The 17,075-nt window shown below is 68.7% G+C and carries 16 protein-coding genes and 1 pseudogene; 7 read left to right on the forward strand and 10 right to left on the reverse strand.

Annotation, left to right across the window (positions count from 1 at the left end; genetic code table 11):
• Positions 1-15 precede the first annotated feature (15 nt).
• Complete coding sequence (locus tag ACFYMM_RS37670; protein ID WP_388395557.1) at positions 16-1,212, forward strand: XdhC family protein; 1,197 nt, start codon at positions 16-18, stop codon at positions 1,210-1,212.
• Positions 1,213-1,591: 379 nt separating this feature from the next.
• On the opposite strand, the gene ACFYMM_RS37675 is transcribed toward ACFYMM_RS37670, so the two are convergent.
• The gene (locus tag ACFYMM_RS37675; protein ID WP_388395560.1) at positions 1,592-3,007 is read right to left on the reverse strand and encodes an amidohydrolase family protein; all 1,416 of its coding nucleotides are present in this window, start codon (positions 3,005-3,007) and stop codon (positions 1,592-1,594) included.
• A 366-nt stretch (positions 3,008-3,373) separates the two neighbouring features.
• Between ACFYMM_RS37675 and ACFYMM_RS37680 the strand changes: the two genes are divergently transcribed.
• Positions 3,374-4,087 carry an SDR family NAD(P)-dependent oxidoreductase gene (locus ACFYMM_RS37680; RefSeq protein ID WP_388395563.1) on the forward strand — a complete coding sequence of 238 codons (714 nt, stop codon included), beginning with the start codon at positions 3,374-3,376 and terminating at the stop codon, positions 4,085-4,087.
• Between the two features lie 54 nt (positions 4,088-4,141).
• Here the strand turns inward: ACFYMM_RS37680 and ACFYMM_RS37685 are convergent, their stop codons facing one another.
• From ACFYMM_RS37685 to ACFYMM_RS37695, 3 genes are all read right to left on the reverse strand, one after another.
• The gene (locus ACFYMM_RS37685; protein WP_388395565.1) at positions 4,142-4,456 is read right to left on the reverse strand and encodes a hypothetical protein; all 315 of its coding nucleotides are present in this window, start codon (positions 4,454-4,456) and stop codon (positions 4,142-4,144) included.
• A 59-nt stretch (positions 4,457-4,515) separates the two neighbouring features.
• Positions 4,516-5,568, reverse strand: a complete 1,053-nt coding sequence (locus tag ACFYMM_RS37690; RefSeq protein WP_388395569.1) for an LLM class flavin-dependent oxidoreductase — start codon at positions 5,566-5,568, stop codon at positions 4,516-4,518.
• Positions 5,569-5,655: 87 nt separating this feature from the next.
• A complete protein-coding gene (locus ACFYMM_RS37695) occupies positions 5,656-6,000 on the reverse strand; it encodes a DoxX family protein (protein ID WP_388395572.1) in 345 nt (114 codons plus the stop codon).
• A 237-nt stretch (positions 6,001-6,237) separates the two neighbouring features.
• Between ACFYMM_RS37695 and ACFYMM_RS37700 the strand changes: the two genes are divergently transcribed.
• Positions 6,238-6,993: a TetR/AcrR family transcriptional regulator gene (locus ACFYMM_RS37700; RefSeq protein ID WP_388395575.1), complete on the forward strand. Its 756-nt coding sequence runs from the start codon at positions 6,238-6,240 to the stop codon at positions 6,991-6,993.
• Positions 6,994-6,999: 6 nt separating this feature from the next.
• On the opposite strand, the gene ACFYMM_RS37705 is transcribed toward ACFYMM_RS37700, so the two are convergent.
• Together ACFYMM_RS37705 and ACFYMM_RS37710 are read right to left on the reverse strand one after the other, a co-directional pair.
• Positions 7,000-7,632 carry a TetR/AcrR family transcriptional regulator gene (locus ACFYMM_RS37705; RefSeq protein WP_388395578.1) on the reverse strand — a complete coding sequence of 211 codons (633 nt, stop codon included), beginning with the start codon at positions 7,630-7,632 and terminating at the stop codon, positions 7,000-7,002.
• Between the two features lie 530 nt (positions 7,633-8,162).
• On the reverse strand, positions 8,163-8,927 hold the full coding sequence (locus tag ACFYMM_RS37710; RefSeq protein ID WP_388395581.1) for an SDR family NAD(P)-dependent oxidoreductase: 765 nt from the start codon (positions 8,925-8,927) through the stop codon (positions 8,163-8,165).
• Positions 8,928-9,042: 115 nt separating this feature from the next.
• On the opposite strand from ACFYMM_RS37710, the gene ACFYMM_RS37715 reads away from it, so the two are divergent.
• Together ACFYMM_RS37715 and ACFYMM_RS37720 are read left to right on the forward strand one after the other, a co-directional pair.
• Positions 9,043-9,711, forward strand: coding sequence for a TetR/AcrR family transcriptional regulator C-terminal domain-containing protein (locus ACFYMM_RS37715; protein WP_388395584.1), 669 nt, complete (start codon positions 9,043-9,045; stop codon positions 9,709-9,711).
• 318 nt (positions 9,712-10,029) lie between these two features.
• Positions 10,030-10,926 carry a TIGR03619 family F420-dependent LLM class oxidoreductase gene (locus tag ACFYMM_RS37720; RefSeq protein WP_388395587.1) on the forward strand — a complete coding sequence of 299 codons (897 nt, stop codon included), beginning with the start codon at positions 10,030-10,032 and terminating at the stop codon, positions 10,924-10,926.
• Positions 10,927-11,121: 195 nt separating this feature from the next.
• Here ACFYMM_RS37720 and ACFYMM_RS37725 read toward each other — a convergent pair whose 3' ends face one another.
• The 4 genes and pseudogenes from ACFYMM_RS37725 to aspA all read right to left on the reverse strand — a co-directional run bounded on the left by ACFYMM_RS37725 (position 11,122) and on the right by aspA (position 14,921).
• Complete coding sequence (locus ACFYMM_RS37725; protein WP_388395590.1) at positions 11,122-11,556, reverse strand: nuclear transport factor 2 family protein; 435 nt, start codon at positions 11,554-11,556, stop codon at positions 11,122-11,124.
• On the reverse strand, positions 11,553-12,440 hold the full coding sequence (locus tag ACFYMM_RS37730; RefSeq protein ID WP_388395592.1) for a hypothetical protein: 888 nt from the start codon (positions 12,438-12,440) through the stop codon (positions 11,553-11,555). Before ACFYMM_RS37730 ends, ACFYMM_RS37725 begins: the two co-directional genes overlap by 4 nt.
• A 227-nt stretch (positions 12,441-12,667) precedes the next feature.
• Positions 12,668-13,345, reverse strand: coding sequence for an SDR family NAD(P)-dependent oxidoreductase (locus ACFYMM_RS37735; protein WP_388395594.1), 678 nt, complete (start codon positions 13,343-13,345; stop codon positions 12,668-12,670).
• A 158-nt stretch (positions 13,346-13,503) separates the two neighbouring features.
• Positions 13,504-14,921 (reverse strand): annotated as a pseudogene (gene aspA, locus ACFYMM_RS37740) (aspartate ammonia-lyase).
• 169 nt (positions 14,922-15,090) lie between these two features.
• Here aspA and ACFYMM_RS37745 point away from each other — a divergent pair.
• Positions 15,091-16,338, forward strand: coding sequence for a dicarboxylate/amino acid:cation symporter (locus ACFYMM_RS37745; RefSeq protein ID WP_388395596.1), 1,248 nt, complete (start codon positions 15,091-15,093; stop codon positions 16,336-16,338).
• Positions 16,335-17,069 carry an aspartate/glutamate racemase family protein gene (locus ACFYMM_RS37750; RefSeq protein WP_388395599.1) on the forward strand — a complete coding sequence of 245 codons (735 nt, stop codon included), beginning with the start codon at positions 16,335-16,337 and terminating at the stop codon, positions 17,067-17,069. Before ACFYMM_RS37745 ends, ACFYMM_RS37750 begins: the two co-directional genes overlap by 4 nt.
• Positions 17,070-17,075: the final 6 nt, after the last annotated feature.

The following is a 17,075-nucleotide window of genomic DNA, read 5'->3' on the forward strand; positions in this document are numbered from 1 at the left end:
CACGGAGAAAGGCTCATGCTGAACATCGCGGAGACACTGCACCGCTGGTGCCACGAGGCACGTCCCTTCGCCCTGGCCACCGCTGTCGACGTTCGTGGCAGCGCACCGCTGCCGGTCGGCACGTCCGTCGCGGTGGACGAGGACGGCAACGCGGTCGGCAGCATTTCAGGGGGCTGTGTCGAGAGCGCGGTGTACGAGTTGTGCCGACAGGTGCTCCAGGACCGGGGCGCAACCCAGCGGGCCTGGTTCGGCTACTCCGACGAGGACGCCTTCGCCGCGGGCCTGACCTGCGGCGGCGAACTCCACGTCATTGTTCAGCGCATCGATCCCGCGAATCAGCCGCATCTCGGTGCGGCCCTCGTGGAGGTCGCCGTGGGCCGATCTGCTGGCGTCGCGCAGATCGTCGACGGCCCCGACGAGCTTCTCGGAGCCACCTTGAGCGTGCTCGATGACGGCCGAGCGGTCGGCGGGACACTGGACGACGGGCCGGTGGCACGGGCGGTCGCAGACCGAGCCAGGGCACTGTTGCGGGCCGGACACACTGCCCGTGTCACACTCGGCGGGGATGCGGACACCTGCCCCGAGCGGCTGTCCGTGCTCGTCCACGTGGCCGCCACCCGCCCCCGCATGCTCATCTTTGGCGCGATCGACTTCGCGGCCGCGCTCAGCCGGGCCGGCCGATTCCTCGGCTATCACGTCACCGTCTGCGACGCCCGGCCCGTCTTCGCCACGACCGCCCGCTTTCCGCACGCCGACGAGGTGGTGGTCGACTGGCCCCACCGCTACCTGGAACGCGCCGAGGTGGACGCCCGTACCGCAGTATGCGTCCTCACCCACGACGCCAAATTCGACATCCCCCTCCTGCGTCTGGCCCTCGACCTTCCCGTCGGCTACGTCGGCGCGATGGGCTCCCGGCGCACACACGGCGAACGCCTGCGTCACCTGAGGGAGGCCGGTGTCACCGCGGCCCAAATCGCCCGATTGCGTTCGCCGATCGGCCTGGACCTCGGCGCGCGTACCCCCGAGGAAACGGCCATCTCCATCACCGCGGAGATCATCGCCTACACCAACCGGGCAAGCGGCTTGCCGCTTTCTCTGCGCACCGGCCCGATTCACGGACCGACTGCTCATGGGCTTGGTGACGGGCAGGCCAACGGCAAAGATTACGGGGCCGTCTTCTCGTCTGCTGGGCAGGCTGCGGCAGCACCATGATCGCCCCTGGCCGACAGCCCCGCGTCCACCGCACCGGCGACACCATCCAGGAACCGGCCGGAACCTGACCAGTTCACATCGGCCGCAACCTGGGCGACAGCTCGCTCGTCCTGGTCGGCCTCTACGACCTGCCCCACCCCCGTTCCCCGAGGACACCCCGCCCCCGGGCGGCTCCTTCGAGTGATTACCCGGCTGCCGATGACAACGTAGGCGTCGCCGAAGAAACTGGAGGCCGCTCACGGCCGCGGGAACATGCGGTGGCGTGCGGTCGCATCGCTCAGGGTCAGGAGACGGCCACCACCTTGGTGGCGACGACCGTGCATACGGCGGGTCTGCGGCTGCTGGCGACCGTGGACAGCCCCGCCGGTTCCAGGACGGCTCAGGGGCGAGGCGGATCGATCAGGTTCTGCCACGTCTCCTCTCCTATGGCGGAACGGAGGCGGTCGCGTGCCGCCTCGGCCAGTCTGCGCGCCTGTGGGAGGTTGAGGCCGATCAGCTCGCCTTGATGCTTGAGCACTCTGCCGCCCACGACGACGGTGTCGATGTCCCCACGTCCGGCCTGGAACACCAGGTGACCGACGGGGCTGATCACCGGCGTCATGGACGGGGTGTCCTGCCGGAGCAGCACGAGGTCGGCGAGCTTGCCCGGCGTGATGGAGCCGATCCGGTCGGCCATGCCCAGGGCCTCGGCGCCGCCGAGGGTGGCGTAGTGCAGAACATCGGCGGCGCGCAGTTCATGGGTGATCACTGGTTCCCCCCGCTCGTGTGCGCGCAGGAAGACCAGACCGCGCTCAGCGGCGAGGGCAGCCCGCATGTTGGTGAACATGTCGCCGCTCCACCCCAACACCGAGTCCACAGAGAGGGAGATGGGGATGCCGAAGCGATGCGCCGCGCCCGTGGGCGGGTAGCCCTGTCCCATGTTCATCTCGCTCTCCGTCGACAGCGACACGAAGGCGCCACTGTCGGCGATCCGGCGGTAGGACTCGTCAGACAGGGTGGTGGCGTGGACGAGCGTCGTCCTGGGACTCAGGAAGCCGTTGTCCGCCAGGCGGGTGACAGCCGGATCCGTATCCGCACCGAAGACGCCGACGTGCGAGGTCACCGGGAGGTCGTGTTCCGCCGCATAGCGCCATGCGGCGTCCCCGGCGGAGTCCGTCGGTGCGCTCAGTGCCAGCTGCATGGTCACCAACTGGTCGTCGCTGCTGAACCGCGCCTCCCTGATCCGGTCGACCTCGCCGCTGGTGACCCAGGAGAAGTCGAGGCTGAATCGGCCGTACGCCCAGCGTGCCCGGCCGGGCACGGCCATCAGGGCGTCGACCGCGGCGTCGGCGTGGGCGGGGGTGAGGGACCCATGGGACCAGTCCAGGACAGTGGTGACGCCGTCGGCCACCGCTTCGACCATGCCGAGGTAGTTGCCGGCGTAGACGTCTTCGGGGCGGAGATGCGGGAGTAGCTTCCCTACCGCATCAAGGTAGTTCGTAATGGTCCAGTCGGCGCCCATGCCGCGCAGCACGGACTGCCACATGTGGCGATGGGTGTCGACGAAGCCCGGGATCAGCAGAGCGTCCTTGGCCTCGATGACCGCCGTACCGTGCGGCGCGGACAGCTTGCTGCCCACCGCCTTGATCCTCTCGCGCACGACGAGGACATCAGTGTCCGGCAAGATCCCGCGCGTTCGGTCCATCGTGATGACGGTGGCCCTGCGGATGAGCAGCGGCCGCCCTGCGGGGAAACGGTCAGGCTCGGTCACGCTCGTTGTGGCGGCCTGCGCGGGGAGGGGGAGCCCTGCCGTCATCGCGGCACCCGCAGCAGTGACCGTCCCTGCCAACAGGCCGCGGCGCTTCAAGAGGAGAGGGCCGCTCTGGGCGCCCGCCTTGGCGTTTGAGTGCACGAGTCTTCACTCCTGATCAGTCATGGGCATGTCACCTGAAGAGGTGCGCCCGTACTCTTCGCCCGACAAGACAAAGGGACAACGTTCGCCGCTTGTTCGGGTCCTCATGTGGCGTACGCCCAGAGCCACTTCCTGTCCGCGGTCACCTCGCGCGGGTGGTGAGCTACCGGGAATGGGTGTACTGACAGTGCATCCCAACCTGCCGGACACAGTCGTACGGTCGTGGTGTGGGCAGGGCCGCACCACCCACACGGACAGGAGGGGACTGACATGGCACTGATCCTGGTGACCGGGGCAGCCGGCGGGCTCGGGCGCAACACGGCGAACGCGCTGGTCGACGACGGGCACGATGTGGTCGTCCACGTCCGTAACCCGGCCCGTCTCACCGGCGCGGAGGACACCGCCCGCTGGAAAGGCGTCGTCACCGGGGACCTCGCCGACCTCGACGAGATCCGCGACGCCGCCCGGCAAGCCGGCGAGTTCGGCCGCTTCGACGCCGTCATCCACAACGCCGGCACCATGGATTCCCGGGATGCGGGCACCGTCAACACGGTCGCTCCCTACCTGCTGACGGCCCTGATGGACAAACCGGCCCGGCTCATCCACCTGAGCAGCTCCATGCACCGATCCGGTTCCACCGACCTGCGACGGCTGGCTGCCGGCACCGCTTCCTACGACGACAGCAAGCTGTGGGTCACCACCCTCGCGTTCGCGCTCGCGTCCCGCTGGCAGGGCACCACGAGCCATGCTGTCGACCCCGGGTGGGTGCCCACCCGGATGGGCGGTGCCGGCGCACCGGACGACCTGACCGCTGGGCATCAGACCCAGGTGTGGCTCGCCACGCACCGCGACGTGACCCCGAACACCGGCGGCTACTGGTACCACCGGCAGACGCAGAACCCGCATCCCGCGGCGCAGGACGAAGAGTTCCAGGCCCGCCTCGTGCAAGCCCTCGAGAGTCACACCGGCGTCGCACTCGACTGACGCGACCGTCGATGCGACCAGGGCGGCGTCCATGCGCGCCACCGGGGCAAACCTTCACCACCAGCGTGGCTCCGGGCTCTTCGGAACACAGTGGCAGGGTGCCGGGCCGGATGGGGCGGAGCTGTCGGAGCTGTCTCGGCGTCCTTGGAATACATCCCTGAACTGCGGCATGACTGCCGCCGCCAGGGTGGCACCGCCGGGCGTCTGCACCATCTGCAGCAGATCGGCGGCCACGTCGAGGTCGTCGGCGGACAGATCCTGTCCATCGCGCATGCGGACCAGGGCGTCCCTGAACGCCTCGACGAGACGCGCCGTGCGGGGGTCGGACGACTGCGGGTCGATGTTCGACGGGTCGGGGGTTGCGGTCATGTCTGTCTCCGAGGGGGGATCGACCGAGGGCGGGCACTTGGAGTGGGGGAGGCCGGCTTTCACATGGCCGACAAGCCGAGTTCCTTGCGGATGGCGGGGGCGACCTCGGTGGCGAGGAGTTCGATGGACGCGTGGACCATCGAGGTGGGCATGCCGCCGAAGTCGACCTGGCCGAGGAACCGGTTGAGGCCAAACAGTTCGTGCTCAGTGAGGATCTTGTCGATGACCTCCTGCGGGCTGCCGGCCACCAGTGCGCCGTACGGGCTCGATACGGCGTCGAAGTCGGCGCGGGAGACATGCCAGCCGCGTCCGGTGGGCGGTTTGGGGCGCAGGTACTCGCGGTAGTACGGGAAGAGACCGTCTCGCGCGCCCTGGGAGGTTGCGCCGACGTAGAAGTGGGTGGAGACGCCGAGCCTGAGCTGCTCCACGGGATGACCTGCCTCGGCGCCGATAGCACGGTAGTGCTCGACGGCCGCGCGGGCGCGGCGTATGTCCCCGCCGATGAGGCCGAGAACCATGGGCAGGCCGAGCTTCCCGGCGCGTTCCACGCTGGCGGGGGTGCCGCCCACGCCGAGCCACAGGGGCAGCTGCGGCCGACGGGGGAGAGGCGGGACGGGCAGGCCGTCCAGGGCTGGGCGGAAGCGGCCCTGCCAGGTGACGTGGTCGGGGTTCTTCCGGATGGCGAGGAGCAGGCGCAGCTTCTCGGCGAACACCTCGTCGTAGTCGTCCAGGTCGACACCGAAGAGACGGAACGCCTCGGTGAAGGCGCTGCGCCCGGCGATGATCTCGGCCCGGCCGTCGCTGAGCAGGTCGAGGGAGGCGAAGTCCTGGTGCAGCCGCACCGGGTCCGCGGTGGACAGCACGGACACCGCGCTGGTCAGGCGGATACGGTCGGTGGCCTGCGCGATGGCGGCAAGCGGGACGGCGGGGTTGGCGACGGCGAAGTCTGGGCTGTGGTGCTCGCCGAGGCCGAAGAGGTCCAGTCCCGCCTGGTCGGCGGCGACCGCGTAGGAGACGATCTCGCGGGTACGGCGCCCGGCGTCGTGCAGGGTCCCCGTGGCGGGGTCGCTCTGCAGGTCGGACAGGGAAAGGACGCCGATCTCCACAGTCATCTCCTTTGCGTGTACGGGCAGTTGGGCCGGAAGCAGGCGACCCGTGCTGCCGGGGTGCCGGGTCGCCGTGACAACGGAGGGGCGGGGTCAGAAGGCGTGGGGTCCGAACCGGCCCCACATGACGAGGGCCGCGAGGATGAGCAGCGCCGCGTTGATCGCGATGGGCATGGACTCCTTACGGCGGGCGTGGTAGCCCATGGCCAGGACCATGAGCACCGCGAGGCCGGTGGCGGCCAGCGGCGTGAGCACGGTCGCGACGTCGAGGGCCGCCGGGAGGATCAGCGCGAGGGCAGCGGCCGTCTCGGCTGCGCCGATCAGGCGCACGAGCGGCAGGGAGAGATCCGGGCTCTGGGGCTTGGCGATCTTGACGATGCCGGAGGCCGCGAAGGCCGCGGCCAGGACGCCCTGCACGATCCACAGGAACACGTTCATTGGGAGCGGGGACTTTCTTCAGGTGTGGCCGCGGCGCTGGTACGGCGCGGTGTGATCGGGGGGTCCGACGAGGGAGCGGGTGCGCCCGCGCCGAGATCCTGCGGGTGGCTTGTCCAGCGGCCGCAGACAGACTGGAGTTGCCTATCCGTTTCCCGACTCGGATAGCATTATCCGGTTCTTCGTGGACAGCCTAGCAGCAAAAATGGATAGGTCAATCCGATTGCTAGACTGGCTGGTATGAACCCTGGCGCCCAGCACTCCGACGGTCCCGACGCTCAGCGTCTGCGCAGTGACGCCGAACGTAACCGGGAGCGGATCATCGCCGCCGCGCGCACGGTGTTCGCGCGGGACGGACTGAACGCGTCCATGGCGTCCGTGGCCCGCGAGGCTGGCGTGGGCATCGCCACCATGTTCCGCCGCTTCCCCACAAAGGAGGAACTGGTCGACGCCGTCTTCTCCGACCGCATGGGCGCCTACGCCGACGCGGTCACCGTCGCCCTGGACGACCCCGACCCCTGGAACGGTTTCGTCGGCTACATTGAGGCCGCCTGCGCGATGCAGGCTGCCGACAACGGCTTCGCCGACGTCCTGACCATGACTTTCCCCACCGCCAAGGCCCTGGAGGAACGCCGCAACGAGGCGTACGGGGCCATGTTGCTCCTCATCGACCGCGCCAAGGCCACCGGCCGACTGCGCGCGGACTTCGATCCCTCGGACCTGGTGTTGATCCACATGGCCAACGCCGGCGTCGTCAACGCCTGCGGCGATGCCGCCCCCGATGCCTGGCGGCGTGTGGTCGCGCTGCTCATCCAGTCCCTGGAGGCTCCCGCGCGCGGCGCCCTGCCCGCGGCGCCCGGGCACGAGCCCCTTTACGAGGCCATGCTCCGCGCCGGCCAGGGCACCGCCCCGCCGCAGCCGGGCAAGAGCGGCCGATCCCAGGGCCGGAACACTGTGCATGTCGGGGGCTCAAACGCCGAGCTCGGCTGCGGGTAACGCAGGTCAAGGGCCTGGTGCCGGCTGCTGTTCCGGATCGGTGTCGGCCGGGACCATGCGTCGTACCAGATCTGCCCAGGTGGCTTGGAGACGGGCGATGGGGACATCGCAGTCGTGGCGCAGATGGTCCACCGCCTCGATATTTACGAACGTGAGCAGGGCATGGGCGAGCATGTCGCGGTCGCCGTCCACTCCAGCTTCACCCAGGAGCGTTGACACATGGCGGTGGTAGCCACGCGCGGTCTCGGAGGGATACCGGCGTTCGCGGGGCAGTTGGCGCGCCAAGGCGGAACCCAGGTCGGCGTCGGACGCGATGCGCTCGATGAGTGCACACCCGAACGCCGTCAGCCGTTCTCTCGCCGGCGCCCCGGGGCCGAGCGGAGGCGGACCGGACCTGCACAGGTCCTGGAAGTCTGCTTCGGCCTCGGCGAAGAGAGCCAGGAGAAGGCCGCCCCGGTCCGCGAACCGGCGAAAGAGGGTGCCCTTTCCCACGCCGGCTTCCTTCGCGATCGCCTCCATGGTGACGTGCTCAGCGCCGTGTTCGGCGACCAGACGCCCGGCGGCTTTCAGTAGCCGGGCGCGGTTGCGGGCGGCATCGGAACGCTCGGCGACTGCAGTGGTCCCGTGCTGAGTGTCCATCAGTCCCTGCCTGTCATCGGCATGTACACGTTTCCTTCCTCGGTACCGACCGAGTGGGCGGGGACAGGTCGTGTAGCCGGGGGATCGAGAGGCTCGCCGATCTGCAGGTCGAAACGCGAGGCGTGCGGCCGACGTTCCATCGTGCAGCCCTCGACGTCCCCCTCGGAGAGGGGGACAGTGCTGTGCCACCACGTGTCGTGGACCGCGAAGACTTGATCCTGGAGTCGTTGTTGGACGCGACGACGGCTGATCGACGACATGTGGTTCCGTGCCTGCGCCGACATCCCTGCGGTTCGGGCTCGTCCTGGGCCGTGCGCGGAGCTCGGGGCGGGGAGACCCGATCCCCGACCCAGTCGCCTGCGCGCTCGCAGGTCAACGCCTCCCGAAACCGCGTAATCAGGAAGAAGCGCGGCGCTCGTGACAGCCGGCTGTCGAAGTCCGAGCCGGAGGACAGGCTCTCGGCCCGCTAAGAGGTGCTCCGCATCACGGCCGGCAACGCGCGGCCGTGGCTGGCGCGTTCGATGCACTTCCTAGCCGAGGAGGCTGCCGCCAGTGACGTCGAGGGATGCGCCGGTGATCCACTCTGCCTCGTCGGTGGTGAGGAAGCAGACCACGTCGGCGACATCCTTGGGCTCGGCGAGGCGCTTGTACGCCGAGAACTGGGACAGCTGCTCCCGCAGTTCGGGGATCTTGAAGGCCTCATGTCCGTTGTCCACCACGCCGGGAAGGACGTTGTTGACCGTGATCCTTCGGGTGGCGAGGTGCCGCGCGAAGTTCCTCGTGAGCTGTTCGAGTGCGCCCTTGGACATCGAGTAGACGGTCTGCGAAGGGCTGGCGATCCCGGTCAGACCGGAGGAGATGTTGATGACACGTCCCCCGTCGGGGATCAGCCCGAGAGCGCGTTGGACGATGAAGAAGGGCGCCTTGACGTTGACCGCGAACGTCTTGTCGAACTCGTCGACGGATACCTCCTCGGGAGCAGTCCCGGACGACGCCTCGGCGGCGTTGTTCACCAGGATGTCCAGGGTCCTCTGACCGGTGTGCTCCCTCAGGCCGGCCTCCAGCCCCTGGAACAGCTGGTCGATGTCTCCGGGCACGCCGAGTTCCGCGCCGACCGTGAAGGCCCGGCCGCCGTCCTTCTCGATCAGCTCGACGGTATCCCGGGCGGCCTGCTCGTTGTGCGCATAGTGCACGGCGACCAGGGCTCCCTCCCGGGCCAGGCCGACGGCCGTAGCCCGGCCTATACCTCGGCTGGAACCGGTGACGAGAGCGGTCTTGCCGCTGAGCTTCCCCATGATGATGTCCCTTCGAAGTCCCGAACCATGAGTAGCCGCCAGCGGGTGGACAGCTTCGCGTGCGGGGCGGATCTCTTGGGCAGCGTCCAAGAGGTGTTGTGAGTATCATTGGGCAATGTCCAAGACGTCAAGTTCGGCGGAGCGACCCCGCGCCTCGGTGTCCCGGGCCCATGTCGGCCTGAGTGAAGGGCGGATCGCGGCTGCTGCGATGGAAGTGCTGGAGAGCGACGGGCTTGACGGGCTGTCCCTGCGGGCTGTCGCCGGCCGGTTGGGGGTACGGGTCAACGCGGTGGCCTGGCACGTGAAGGACAAGGCAGGCCTGCTCGGCGCGCTGACCGACGCGATGATGGCCGGTTGCTTGCCCGCCCGCCTGCCCCGGCATCCGGAGGAACGGGTCCGCAAGCTCCTCAAGTCGTTCCGGGCGACGCTGTGTTCCCATCGCGACGGCGCCCGCCTGATGCAGGAGGGCTTCTCGTTGGGCCGCCCGCACCAGCTGGCGTTCGCCGAGGCGTTCAACGCCGCCCTGCGCGCCACCGGACGCAGTCCCAAGGAGGTGGCCTGGACGGCCTGGACCCTGATCTACTTTGTGGTCAGCCTGGTCAACGAGGAGCAGACCTCGCCGGACCGCACCCCCGGCGTCGAGGCCGCGGCGGCCGACCCGGCGGCCTTTCCGTGCCTTGCGGAGACGATCGAGCACCTCACCGGGGAGAGCTTCGATGACCGCTTCACCTACGGTGTCGACCTGATCCTCACGGGGCGCTCCGCCGCGCACGGAGTCGGCTGAAGCGTATTGCGGGAGGCTGCGAGCGTGCGACCTGAGGCGACGGGCCGTTCGGCTCGGCGGGGTCGTCGTCTTCCTGTGCGTCCATCAGTGCAGCGACGAACTGCCCCCCGGTGGGTCTGACCTGGCCAGAGAGGCGGGCCGGAGGAGTATCCCCTCGGCCTTGACGCCTTGGACGTTGTCCAACAATATTGATAGTGCTCTTGAACATTGCCCAAGGGGTCGAACTCTCCTTGCCTGCATCACTGCCCACCCACCCTCTCCGTCACCTGGAGATCCCTGGGAGAACCGATGCCCAGGCCGGTTACGAAAGGCCCTCCCGTGTCTCCGCTGCACCTTGGCGTCTCCCTCCAGCAGCGCTGGTCCCCCGACGATGCATCCGCAGCCCTCCGAGCCGCACGCCATGCCGAGGATCTGGGCTTCGATCACGCCGCGGCCGGTCAGCGCCTCCTGGAGGGCGGTTACGCCGTCGACGGCTACCTCTCCGACCCGCTTGTCCTGCTGTCGGCCCTCGCGGGCGCTACGACACGCCTGCGGCTGCTGACATCGGTGCTCGTCGCGCCGTACTACCCGGCGGTGCTGCTTGCCAGCCAGGCAGCCACCCTGGACTTCGTGTCCGGAGGCCGCTTCATCCTGTGCGTCGCCGTCGGCTGGAAAACAGACGACTTCGACGCCATCGGTGTGCCCTTCCGAGAACGTGGCGCCCGCACCGATGACTCCCTCGCTGCCGCCAAGGCTCTGTGGACGCAACGGCCCGCCGACTTCGACGGGCCGTTCACGACCCTGCGTGACGCGCGCCTTGGGATGCCTCCGGCAACTCCTGGCGGTCCGCCAGTATGGGTCGGCGGCCACAGCGACGCTGCTCTGCGTCGTGCCTTGCGATTCGGCGACGGCTGGTACGCCTCCAGCCTCACTGCCGACGAACTCGTCGACATGCGACGCCGATTGAGTGAAGTGGCCTCCGATCCCGAAGACGCCGACCGTTTGACGATCGCGTCGGTTCAGTTCCTCAGCCCCCCTGGCTTTCCCGGCGAGGTGCCGTCGGAGCGACGGCCGCTCGGCGGCCGGAAGCCGAGCGCCGCGAGCGTCGTCGATGATCTCGGGCGCCTCGCCGAGGCAGGGCTCACCGTCTGTACCCTCTGGCTTCCCAGCATGGAGGGAGGCGTGGAGAAGGCTATGCACTGGATTGCGGCCGAGGTCATGCCACAGCTCACCTGACGACAGAAGCTCACCCGACGACGGACCAGGAGCCACCGGGGTGATCAGGCCCTTGTATCGACACCCTGCCTCGGGGCGACAGCGGTCGCCCTGACGGCTTGGATGAGTGGTGCCGTCGGTTGTGCACGGTCGCTTGACACCACCACACCTCGGGGAGCGTCGGCTGTTGGGCGACGCTCCCCGAGGCGCGGATTGTCAGTCGTGCACCGGGGTGAGGATCTGGCGGGCTGTGCGGTGGGTGATCTTCCAGCGGTCGTTGTCGAGCCGGTAGTGGTCGGTGAGTTCGAAAACGTGTCCGCCGGTTGCCACCGTGTAAGGGGCCGGTCCTGCTTCGGTGGGGGTGAGTCCGCCGTACCCGAGCACGGTGATGGTTCCCTGGGCGGTGGCGGCACCGACGGTGTGAAAGTGCGTGGCGCCCATGATGTGGCGGATGGTCTGCTCCGGACCAGGGCGGGCGTTGATCGCGTCCAGGATCACGGCGTGGCCGTGCAGCCTGCGTCCGTGAACCTCGTACAGGGCGTCGGGGGTGAAGAATTCGAGCACCGCGTCGTGTTCGCGGCGGTCGTAGTGGTGGTAGAAGGCGGTGTTGAGCCGGGACAGAGACCAGGCGGTCGCATCCTCGGGGCTCATGCCGTTGTCCCCGTCGGGGCGATGGTGTCGGGGCTGGTACGGGTCTTCAGGACGAAGTCGAACTCCATCGTCCGGTAGGGGCCCTGGAAGCCGGCTGCGGCGATGTCCTCGGGGTCCTCGTGCAGGACGGTGTCGGCCTGCAGGGAAAGGGGGGCCTTTGTTCCGCCGACGAAGTCGACGGGGATGACCGGGTCTCCCTTGAAGTAGATCTCGCCCGCCCAGGGGGTGACCAGGTCGGGGTGGTGGACCTCGTAGTGGATGTGGGCCGGGCGGTAGAGGCTGCGCCCAAGAGCCGCGCAGGCTTCGGCGATTCCGTCGACCGCCGCGAGGTGGGGTTCCGCGTAGGCCGACGGGGTGATGGTGGTGAAGGCGTAGCGGCCGTCGGCGTCGGTGAACTGGTGCCCGCGCAGGTTGTACTTGGGCACCCCGTCGTCGTAGAGCCCGGAGTAGTTGCCGTTGTCGGCGGCGTGGAAGATCTCCAGCCTGGCGCCCTCGATCGGCCGGCCGTGGCCGTCCAAAACGCGGCCGGAGACGGACAGCGGGGTGCCGGGTTCGTCCGGCCGCATCGGCAGGGTGCCGGGGTTGCCGATGCGCGGGGTGCCGGAGAGGACAGTGAAGGCGTCGACGCCCGCGGCGGGCGTGTAGCCGTCCCGGCCGTCCATGAACACCTCGCTGTACAGCGGGCCGAAGACCATCGCCAAGGGGGCACCGGTGTCCTGCTGGGCCCTTTGCAGAAGGTCGGCGGCCACGCTGAAGTCTTCGAAGGTCAGTCCCTCCTCGTCACGCATGCGGGCCAGGAAATCCTTGAACGCCTCGACGAGACGTACGGCGCGGGGATTGATCAGCGCCGGGTCGACGTAGGACGGGTCGGTGGTAGTGGTCATGCCGGTCCACTCCTCGAACAGTGGGGGATTGGCTGATGGCAGACATCAGCGGGCACAGGTGCCAGGGATGAACTGCTCGCCATGCTCGGCGGTCCTCATGACGCTCGAGGCCCCGAACGTCGCGGTCGGCGTTGTCCATCGGAGCGACGCCCTTCTCCTCGATCGCGCCGCGGCCCGGAACTCCGCGGCGCGTTCGAGGTTCTAAGAAGGGCGATCACGAAAGTGCGTCAGAGGCTGAAGACGAGTTCGGCCTGGTCGCGCCTGGTGGTGTGCAGGTCCCAGTAGACGGGGGAGATCTCCTCGGGCTGGGCTGTCGGGAAGTCGGGGATGACCGACATGCCGATCGACACGTCGATGCCGACGTGGGCGGCCTGGACGCCGGTGCCGTCCAGTTCCTTGTGCAGGTTGATCGCCCAGTTGCGCAGGGCCGCGGCAGCGGCGTTGACGTTGCCGACCTGCGGGACGGGGTCGATGGAGCCGGCGCCCGTGGTGTAGAGCAGGGTGCCTGCACCGGCCTCACGCATCGCGGGCAGCACGGCCTTGGTGGCGGCGATGGCTCCGTACAGCTGGAACTCGATCTCGTGCTGCACGTGGGACGGTTCGGTCTCGGTCGGAGTGGTCAGCGCGGTGGAGCCGAACGTGCCCACCGGGGAGTACTCCAGCACGTCGATGCCGCCGAACTGGGTGGCGGCGTCCTTGAGCGCCTGGGTGAGCGCGTCGCGGTCGAGGACGTCCGCGGGGAACGCGGCGGCGGTGATGCCCTCGGCGGTCAGTGTTCCGACGAGACCGTCGAGCTTCTCCCGGTTGCGGGAGATCAGGGCGACGTCGAAACCCCGGGAGCCGAAGGTGCGGGCGATGGCCAGGCCCAGCTGGGGGCCGGCTCCGACGATGGCGATGCTGGTCACGGCGAAATCCTTTCGGGAAGACAGGGCACGGGAAGGCCCAAGATCTGAATAGGCTTATCCGATTCTTGATTCGGATAGGGCTTTCCGTTTCAGTGTCTCAACCGTACCATGGAATCGGATAGGGCGATCCGATTGCTGGGTGCGGGCCAACGCGGCGTTCACGGAGTGGCTGCCGCCGAGGGCCGCCCGAAGGGCTGGGTCAGGTTCTCGGGTCGCAGGATCGTGTCCAGCTGGTCGGTGGTGAGCAGGCCGGCCTCGGCGGCGAGATCCTTGACAGGGCGGCCGGTGGCCAGGGCCTGGCGGGCGAGAGTGGTGGAGGCGGCGTAGCCGATGTGCGGGGCGAGCGCGGTGACCAGGCCGATCGAGCGGTGGACGCTGTCGTGGAGGTGCTCGCGGTTGGCCGTGATGCCGGGGACGCAGCGGGTGGCGAGGGTGTCGCAGGCGGCGCGCAGATGGGTCAGGGAGCGCAGCAGGCTGTAGGCGATGACGGGTTCGAAGGCGTTGAGCTGCAGCTGCCCGGCTTCGGCGGCCATGGTGACGGTGAGGTCGTTGCCGATGACTTCGAAGGCGACCTGGTTGACGACTTCGGGGATGACCGGGTTGACCTTGCCGGGCATGATCGACGAACCGGCCTGTATCGGCGGCAGGTTGATCTCGCCGAGTCCGGCGGTGGGGCCGGAGGAGGTGAGGCGCAGGTCGTTGCAGGTCTTGGAGAGTTTCACGGCGACCCTCTTGAGGACGCCGGAGAGCTGGACGAAAGCGCCGCAGTCCTGGGTGGCCTCGATGAAGTCGCCCGCCGGGCGGACGGGTTCGCCGCTGATCTCGGCGAGGTGGGCGCAGGCGAGTTCGGCGTAGCGGGGATGGCCGTTGATGCCGTGCCGATCGCGGTGCCGCCGAGATTGGACTCCAGTAGCAGCGCCGCGGCCTCGCTGAGGCGCTGCCGGTCCTCCTCGATCATGACGGCGTAGGTCGTGAACTCCTGACCCAGCGTCATGGGTACGGCGTCCTGGAGCTGGGTGCGGCCCATTTTCAGGACGTCGCTGAACTCGGCCGCCTTCTCGGTGAAGGCCGTGGCCAAGGCGCCCAGTGAGTCGCCGAGCCGGCGCAGTGAGGTGACCAGGGCCAGGCGTACGGCGGTGGGGTAGACGTCGTTGGTGCTCTGGCCGAGGTTGACGTGGTCGAGGGGGTGGATCACGTCGTAGCGGCCGCGGGGGTGGCCGAGGATCTCCAGGGCCCGGTTGGCGATGACCTCGTTGGCGTTCATGTTCGTCGAGGTGCCGGCCCCGCCCTGGACGGGGTCGACGACGAACTGTTCGTGCAGTCGGCCGGCCCGGATCTCCTTGCAGGCGCGGATGACCGCCTCCGAGATGTCCGCCGGCAGCAGGCCGAGGTCGCGATTGGCCTGCGTGGCCGCCTGCTTGACCGCCGCCAGGGCCGCGATCAGGTCGGGGAACTGGGCGATGGTCGACCCGGTGATCGCGAAGTTCTCCACGGCCCGCACGGTGTGCACGCCGTAATAGGCATCAACGGGGATTTCCTTGTCTCCGACCAGGTCGTGCTCGACACGTACGGCCATTCGCTGCTCCTCGCTCTGCGGCGGGCCCCTTGACAGGCCACTGCCTCCGGCCTCAGTGTTGCCGACCAACATACAGAACGCAATATATTGCGTATGGCAGGAGGTCTCATGGACACCGCTCACCCCCGCCCCACCGGCACAACCAACCTTTTGGGGGCGATGTCTGCGGATGCCGATCGGCATTCAGTCGGTCATCGCCGTTGGACTCGGCGCCCTGATCGGATCCCTCGCCCCCTCGGCGGGCGAGCAGATGAAGATCCTCGGGGACGTGTTCCTGAACCTGGTGCAGGTCGTCGTCCTGCCCCTGGTCTTCCCGCTCATCGTGCTGGGCATCGCCCGCATGGAGTCGGTGAAGAAGGTCGGCAGGATCGCAGGCAAGGCCATCCTCTACTTCGAGATCGTCACCACCGTCGTCCTGCTGATCGCGGTGGGCCTTGCCAAGCTCACGGGCATCGGCAAGGGCGCCCCCGTTCACGGAGCCGACGCCAAAGAGTTGGACGGTCTGAGCCAGGGCATCGACTTCCACGAACTGGTCCTGCACGCCGTACCGAAGAACATCTTCGCCGCGTTCGGCGAGGGCAACCTGCTCGGCGCGATCGTCTTCGCGCTCCTCGTGGGCGTGGCGATGGCCGCGATCGGGGAGAAGTCCGAGCCGTTCGCTGCCGTCCTGGAGTCCGTCGCCGCGGTGATGTTCAAGGTCGTCGGCTATGTCATCCAGGTCGCGCCGCTGGGTGTGCTCGGTTTCATCTCATACGACGTCGCGTACTACGGCTTCGGCAACCTGCGGAGCCTGCTGGGCTTCATCGCCGTGGTCTACGCGGGCCTGGCCATCGTCATCGGCGCGCTCTTCCCGCTCATTGCTGCGATCTACCGCATCCGCTACGTCGAACTACTCAAGTCCATCGCCGGACTGGCCGGGATCGCCTTCGTCACCCGCAGCTCCGAATCGGTGCTCGCCCCACTGATGGGCAAGCTGGAAGCCTTCGGTCTCAGCCGGTCGACGACCTCCTTCGTCGTCCCCCTCGGCTACTCCTTCAACACCGACGGCTCTGTTCTCTACCAGGCCACCGCCCTGGTCTTCCTCGCCAACGCCTACGGCGCCGACACCTCCCTGCCGGCCCTGCTGCTCATGGTCGGCGTGCTGGTGATCCTCTCCAAGGGCATGGCCGGCGTCGCCTCCGCCTCCATCGTCGTCCTCATCGCCGCCGGGAACTCCATCGGCCTGCCGGCCGAGGGCATCGCCTTGCTCCTCGGTGTGGACTTCATCGTCGACATGGCCCGTACGGGCGTGAACGTCATCGGCAACTCGCTCGCGGCAGCGGTGGTCGACAGCTCCGAGAAGCGGCGCGAGGCCAAACATGGCAGCCGCGAACACCCCCGCACCCCGGCCGTTCTCCAGAAGGAACCCGCACAGTGACCACCGGCACCCGCACGGCCACCACCGAGATCATCGGCATCCTCGGCGGCATGGGCCCTGCGGCCACCGCCGACTTCTACGCCAAACTCGTCGCGACCACCCCCGGCACCAGCGACCAGGACCACCTCCGCACGGTCATCTGGTCCGACCCCACTATCCCCGACCGCACCGAGGCCCTGCTGGGCGACGGCCCCGACCCCACTCCCTGGCTCCTGGAGGGCAGCCGCGTCCTGCGCGAGGCCGGCGCCACCGTCATCGCCATCCCCTGCAACACCGCCCACGCCTTCGTGCCGCGCATCGTCGACCACATCGGGCTGCCCATCGTCCACATGATCGGCGAGGTCGCCCGACACCTCACCACACTGAACCCGCGCATCCACACTGTCGGACTGCTCGCCACCACCGGCACCGTACGCGCGGGCCTGTACCAGGAGTGGCTGGACCGCTTCGGCGTCCGCCTCGTCCTGCCCAGCACCCTCAGCCAGAACAACGAGGTCATGACCGCCATCCACGCGGTGAAGGCGGGCACCCGCGACGACAGGACGACGGCGCTCCTGGCCCGCGCCGCCCGACGCCTCACCGAACAGGGCGCGCAGGCGGTCGTCGCCGGCTGCACGGAAATCCCCCTCGGCCTTCCCGCCGACGCCGTCGACGTCCCCCTCGTCGACCCGGCGCTTGTCCTGGCCCGGGCACTGGTCCGCCGGGCCACGGCCGAGAACACGGCCGCATAGGAAGGC

The sequence above is a fragment of the Streptomyces sp. NPDC006739 genome (genome assembly GCF_042869815.1).
Classification (GTDB): domain Bacteria; phylum Actinomycetota; class Actinomycetes; order Streptomycetales; family Streptomycetaceae; genus Streptomyces.

Coding starts and splice junctions, on each gene's coding strand:
- ACFYMM_RS37670 (WP_388395557.1), top strand. CDS start 16: ATGCTGAACATCGCGGAGACACTGCACCGCTGGTGCCACGAGGCACGT.
- ACFYMM_RS37675 (WP_388395560.1), bottom strand. CDS start 3,007: ATGACGGCAGGGCTCCCCCTCCCCGCGCAGGCCGCCACAACGAGCGTG.
- ACFYMM_RS37680 (WP_388395563.1), top strand. CDS start 3,374: ATGGCACTGATCCTGGTGACCGGGGCAGCCGGCGGGCTCGGGCGCAAC.
- ACFYMM_RS37685 (WP_388395565.1), bottom strand. CDS start 4,456: ATGACCGCAACCCCCGACCCGTCGAACATCGACCCGCAGTCGTCCGAC.
- ACFYMM_RS37690 (WP_388395569.1), bottom strand. CDS start 5,568: ATGACTGTGGAGATCGGCGTCCTTTCCCTGTCCGACCTGCAGAGCGAC.
- ACFYMM_RS37695 (WP_388395572.1), bottom strand. CDS start 6,000: ATGAACGTGTTCCTGTGGATCGTGCAGGGCGTCCTGGCCGCGGCCTTC.
- ACFYMM_RS37700 (WP_388395575.1), top strand. CDS start 6,238: ATGAACCCTGGCGCCCAGCACTCCGACGGTCCCGACGCTCAGCGTCTG.
- ACFYMM_RS37705 (WP_388395578.1), bottom strand. CDS start 7,632: ATGGACACTCAGCACGGGACCACTGCAGTCGCCGAGCGTTCCGATGCC.
- ACFYMM_RS37710 (WP_388395581.1), bottom strand. CDS start 8,927: ATGGGGAAGCTCAGCGGCAAGACCGCTCTCGTCACCGGTTCCAGCCGA.
- ACFYMM_RS37715 (WP_388395584.1), top strand. CDS start 9,043: ATGTCCAAGACGTCAAGTTCGGCGGAGCGACCCCGCGCCTCGGTGTCC.
- ACFYMM_RS37725 (WP_388395590.1), bottom strand. CDS start 11,556: ATGAGCCCCGAGGATGCGACCGCCTGGTCTCTGTCCCGGCTCAACACC.
- ACFYMM_RS37730 (WP_388395592.1), bottom strand. CDS start 12,440: ATGACCACTACCACCGACCCGTCCTACGTCGACCCGGCGCTGATCAAT.
- ACFYMM_RS37745 (WP_388395596.1), top strand. CDS start 15,091: ATGCCGATCGGCATTCAGTCGGTCATCGCCGTTGGACTCGGCGCCCTG.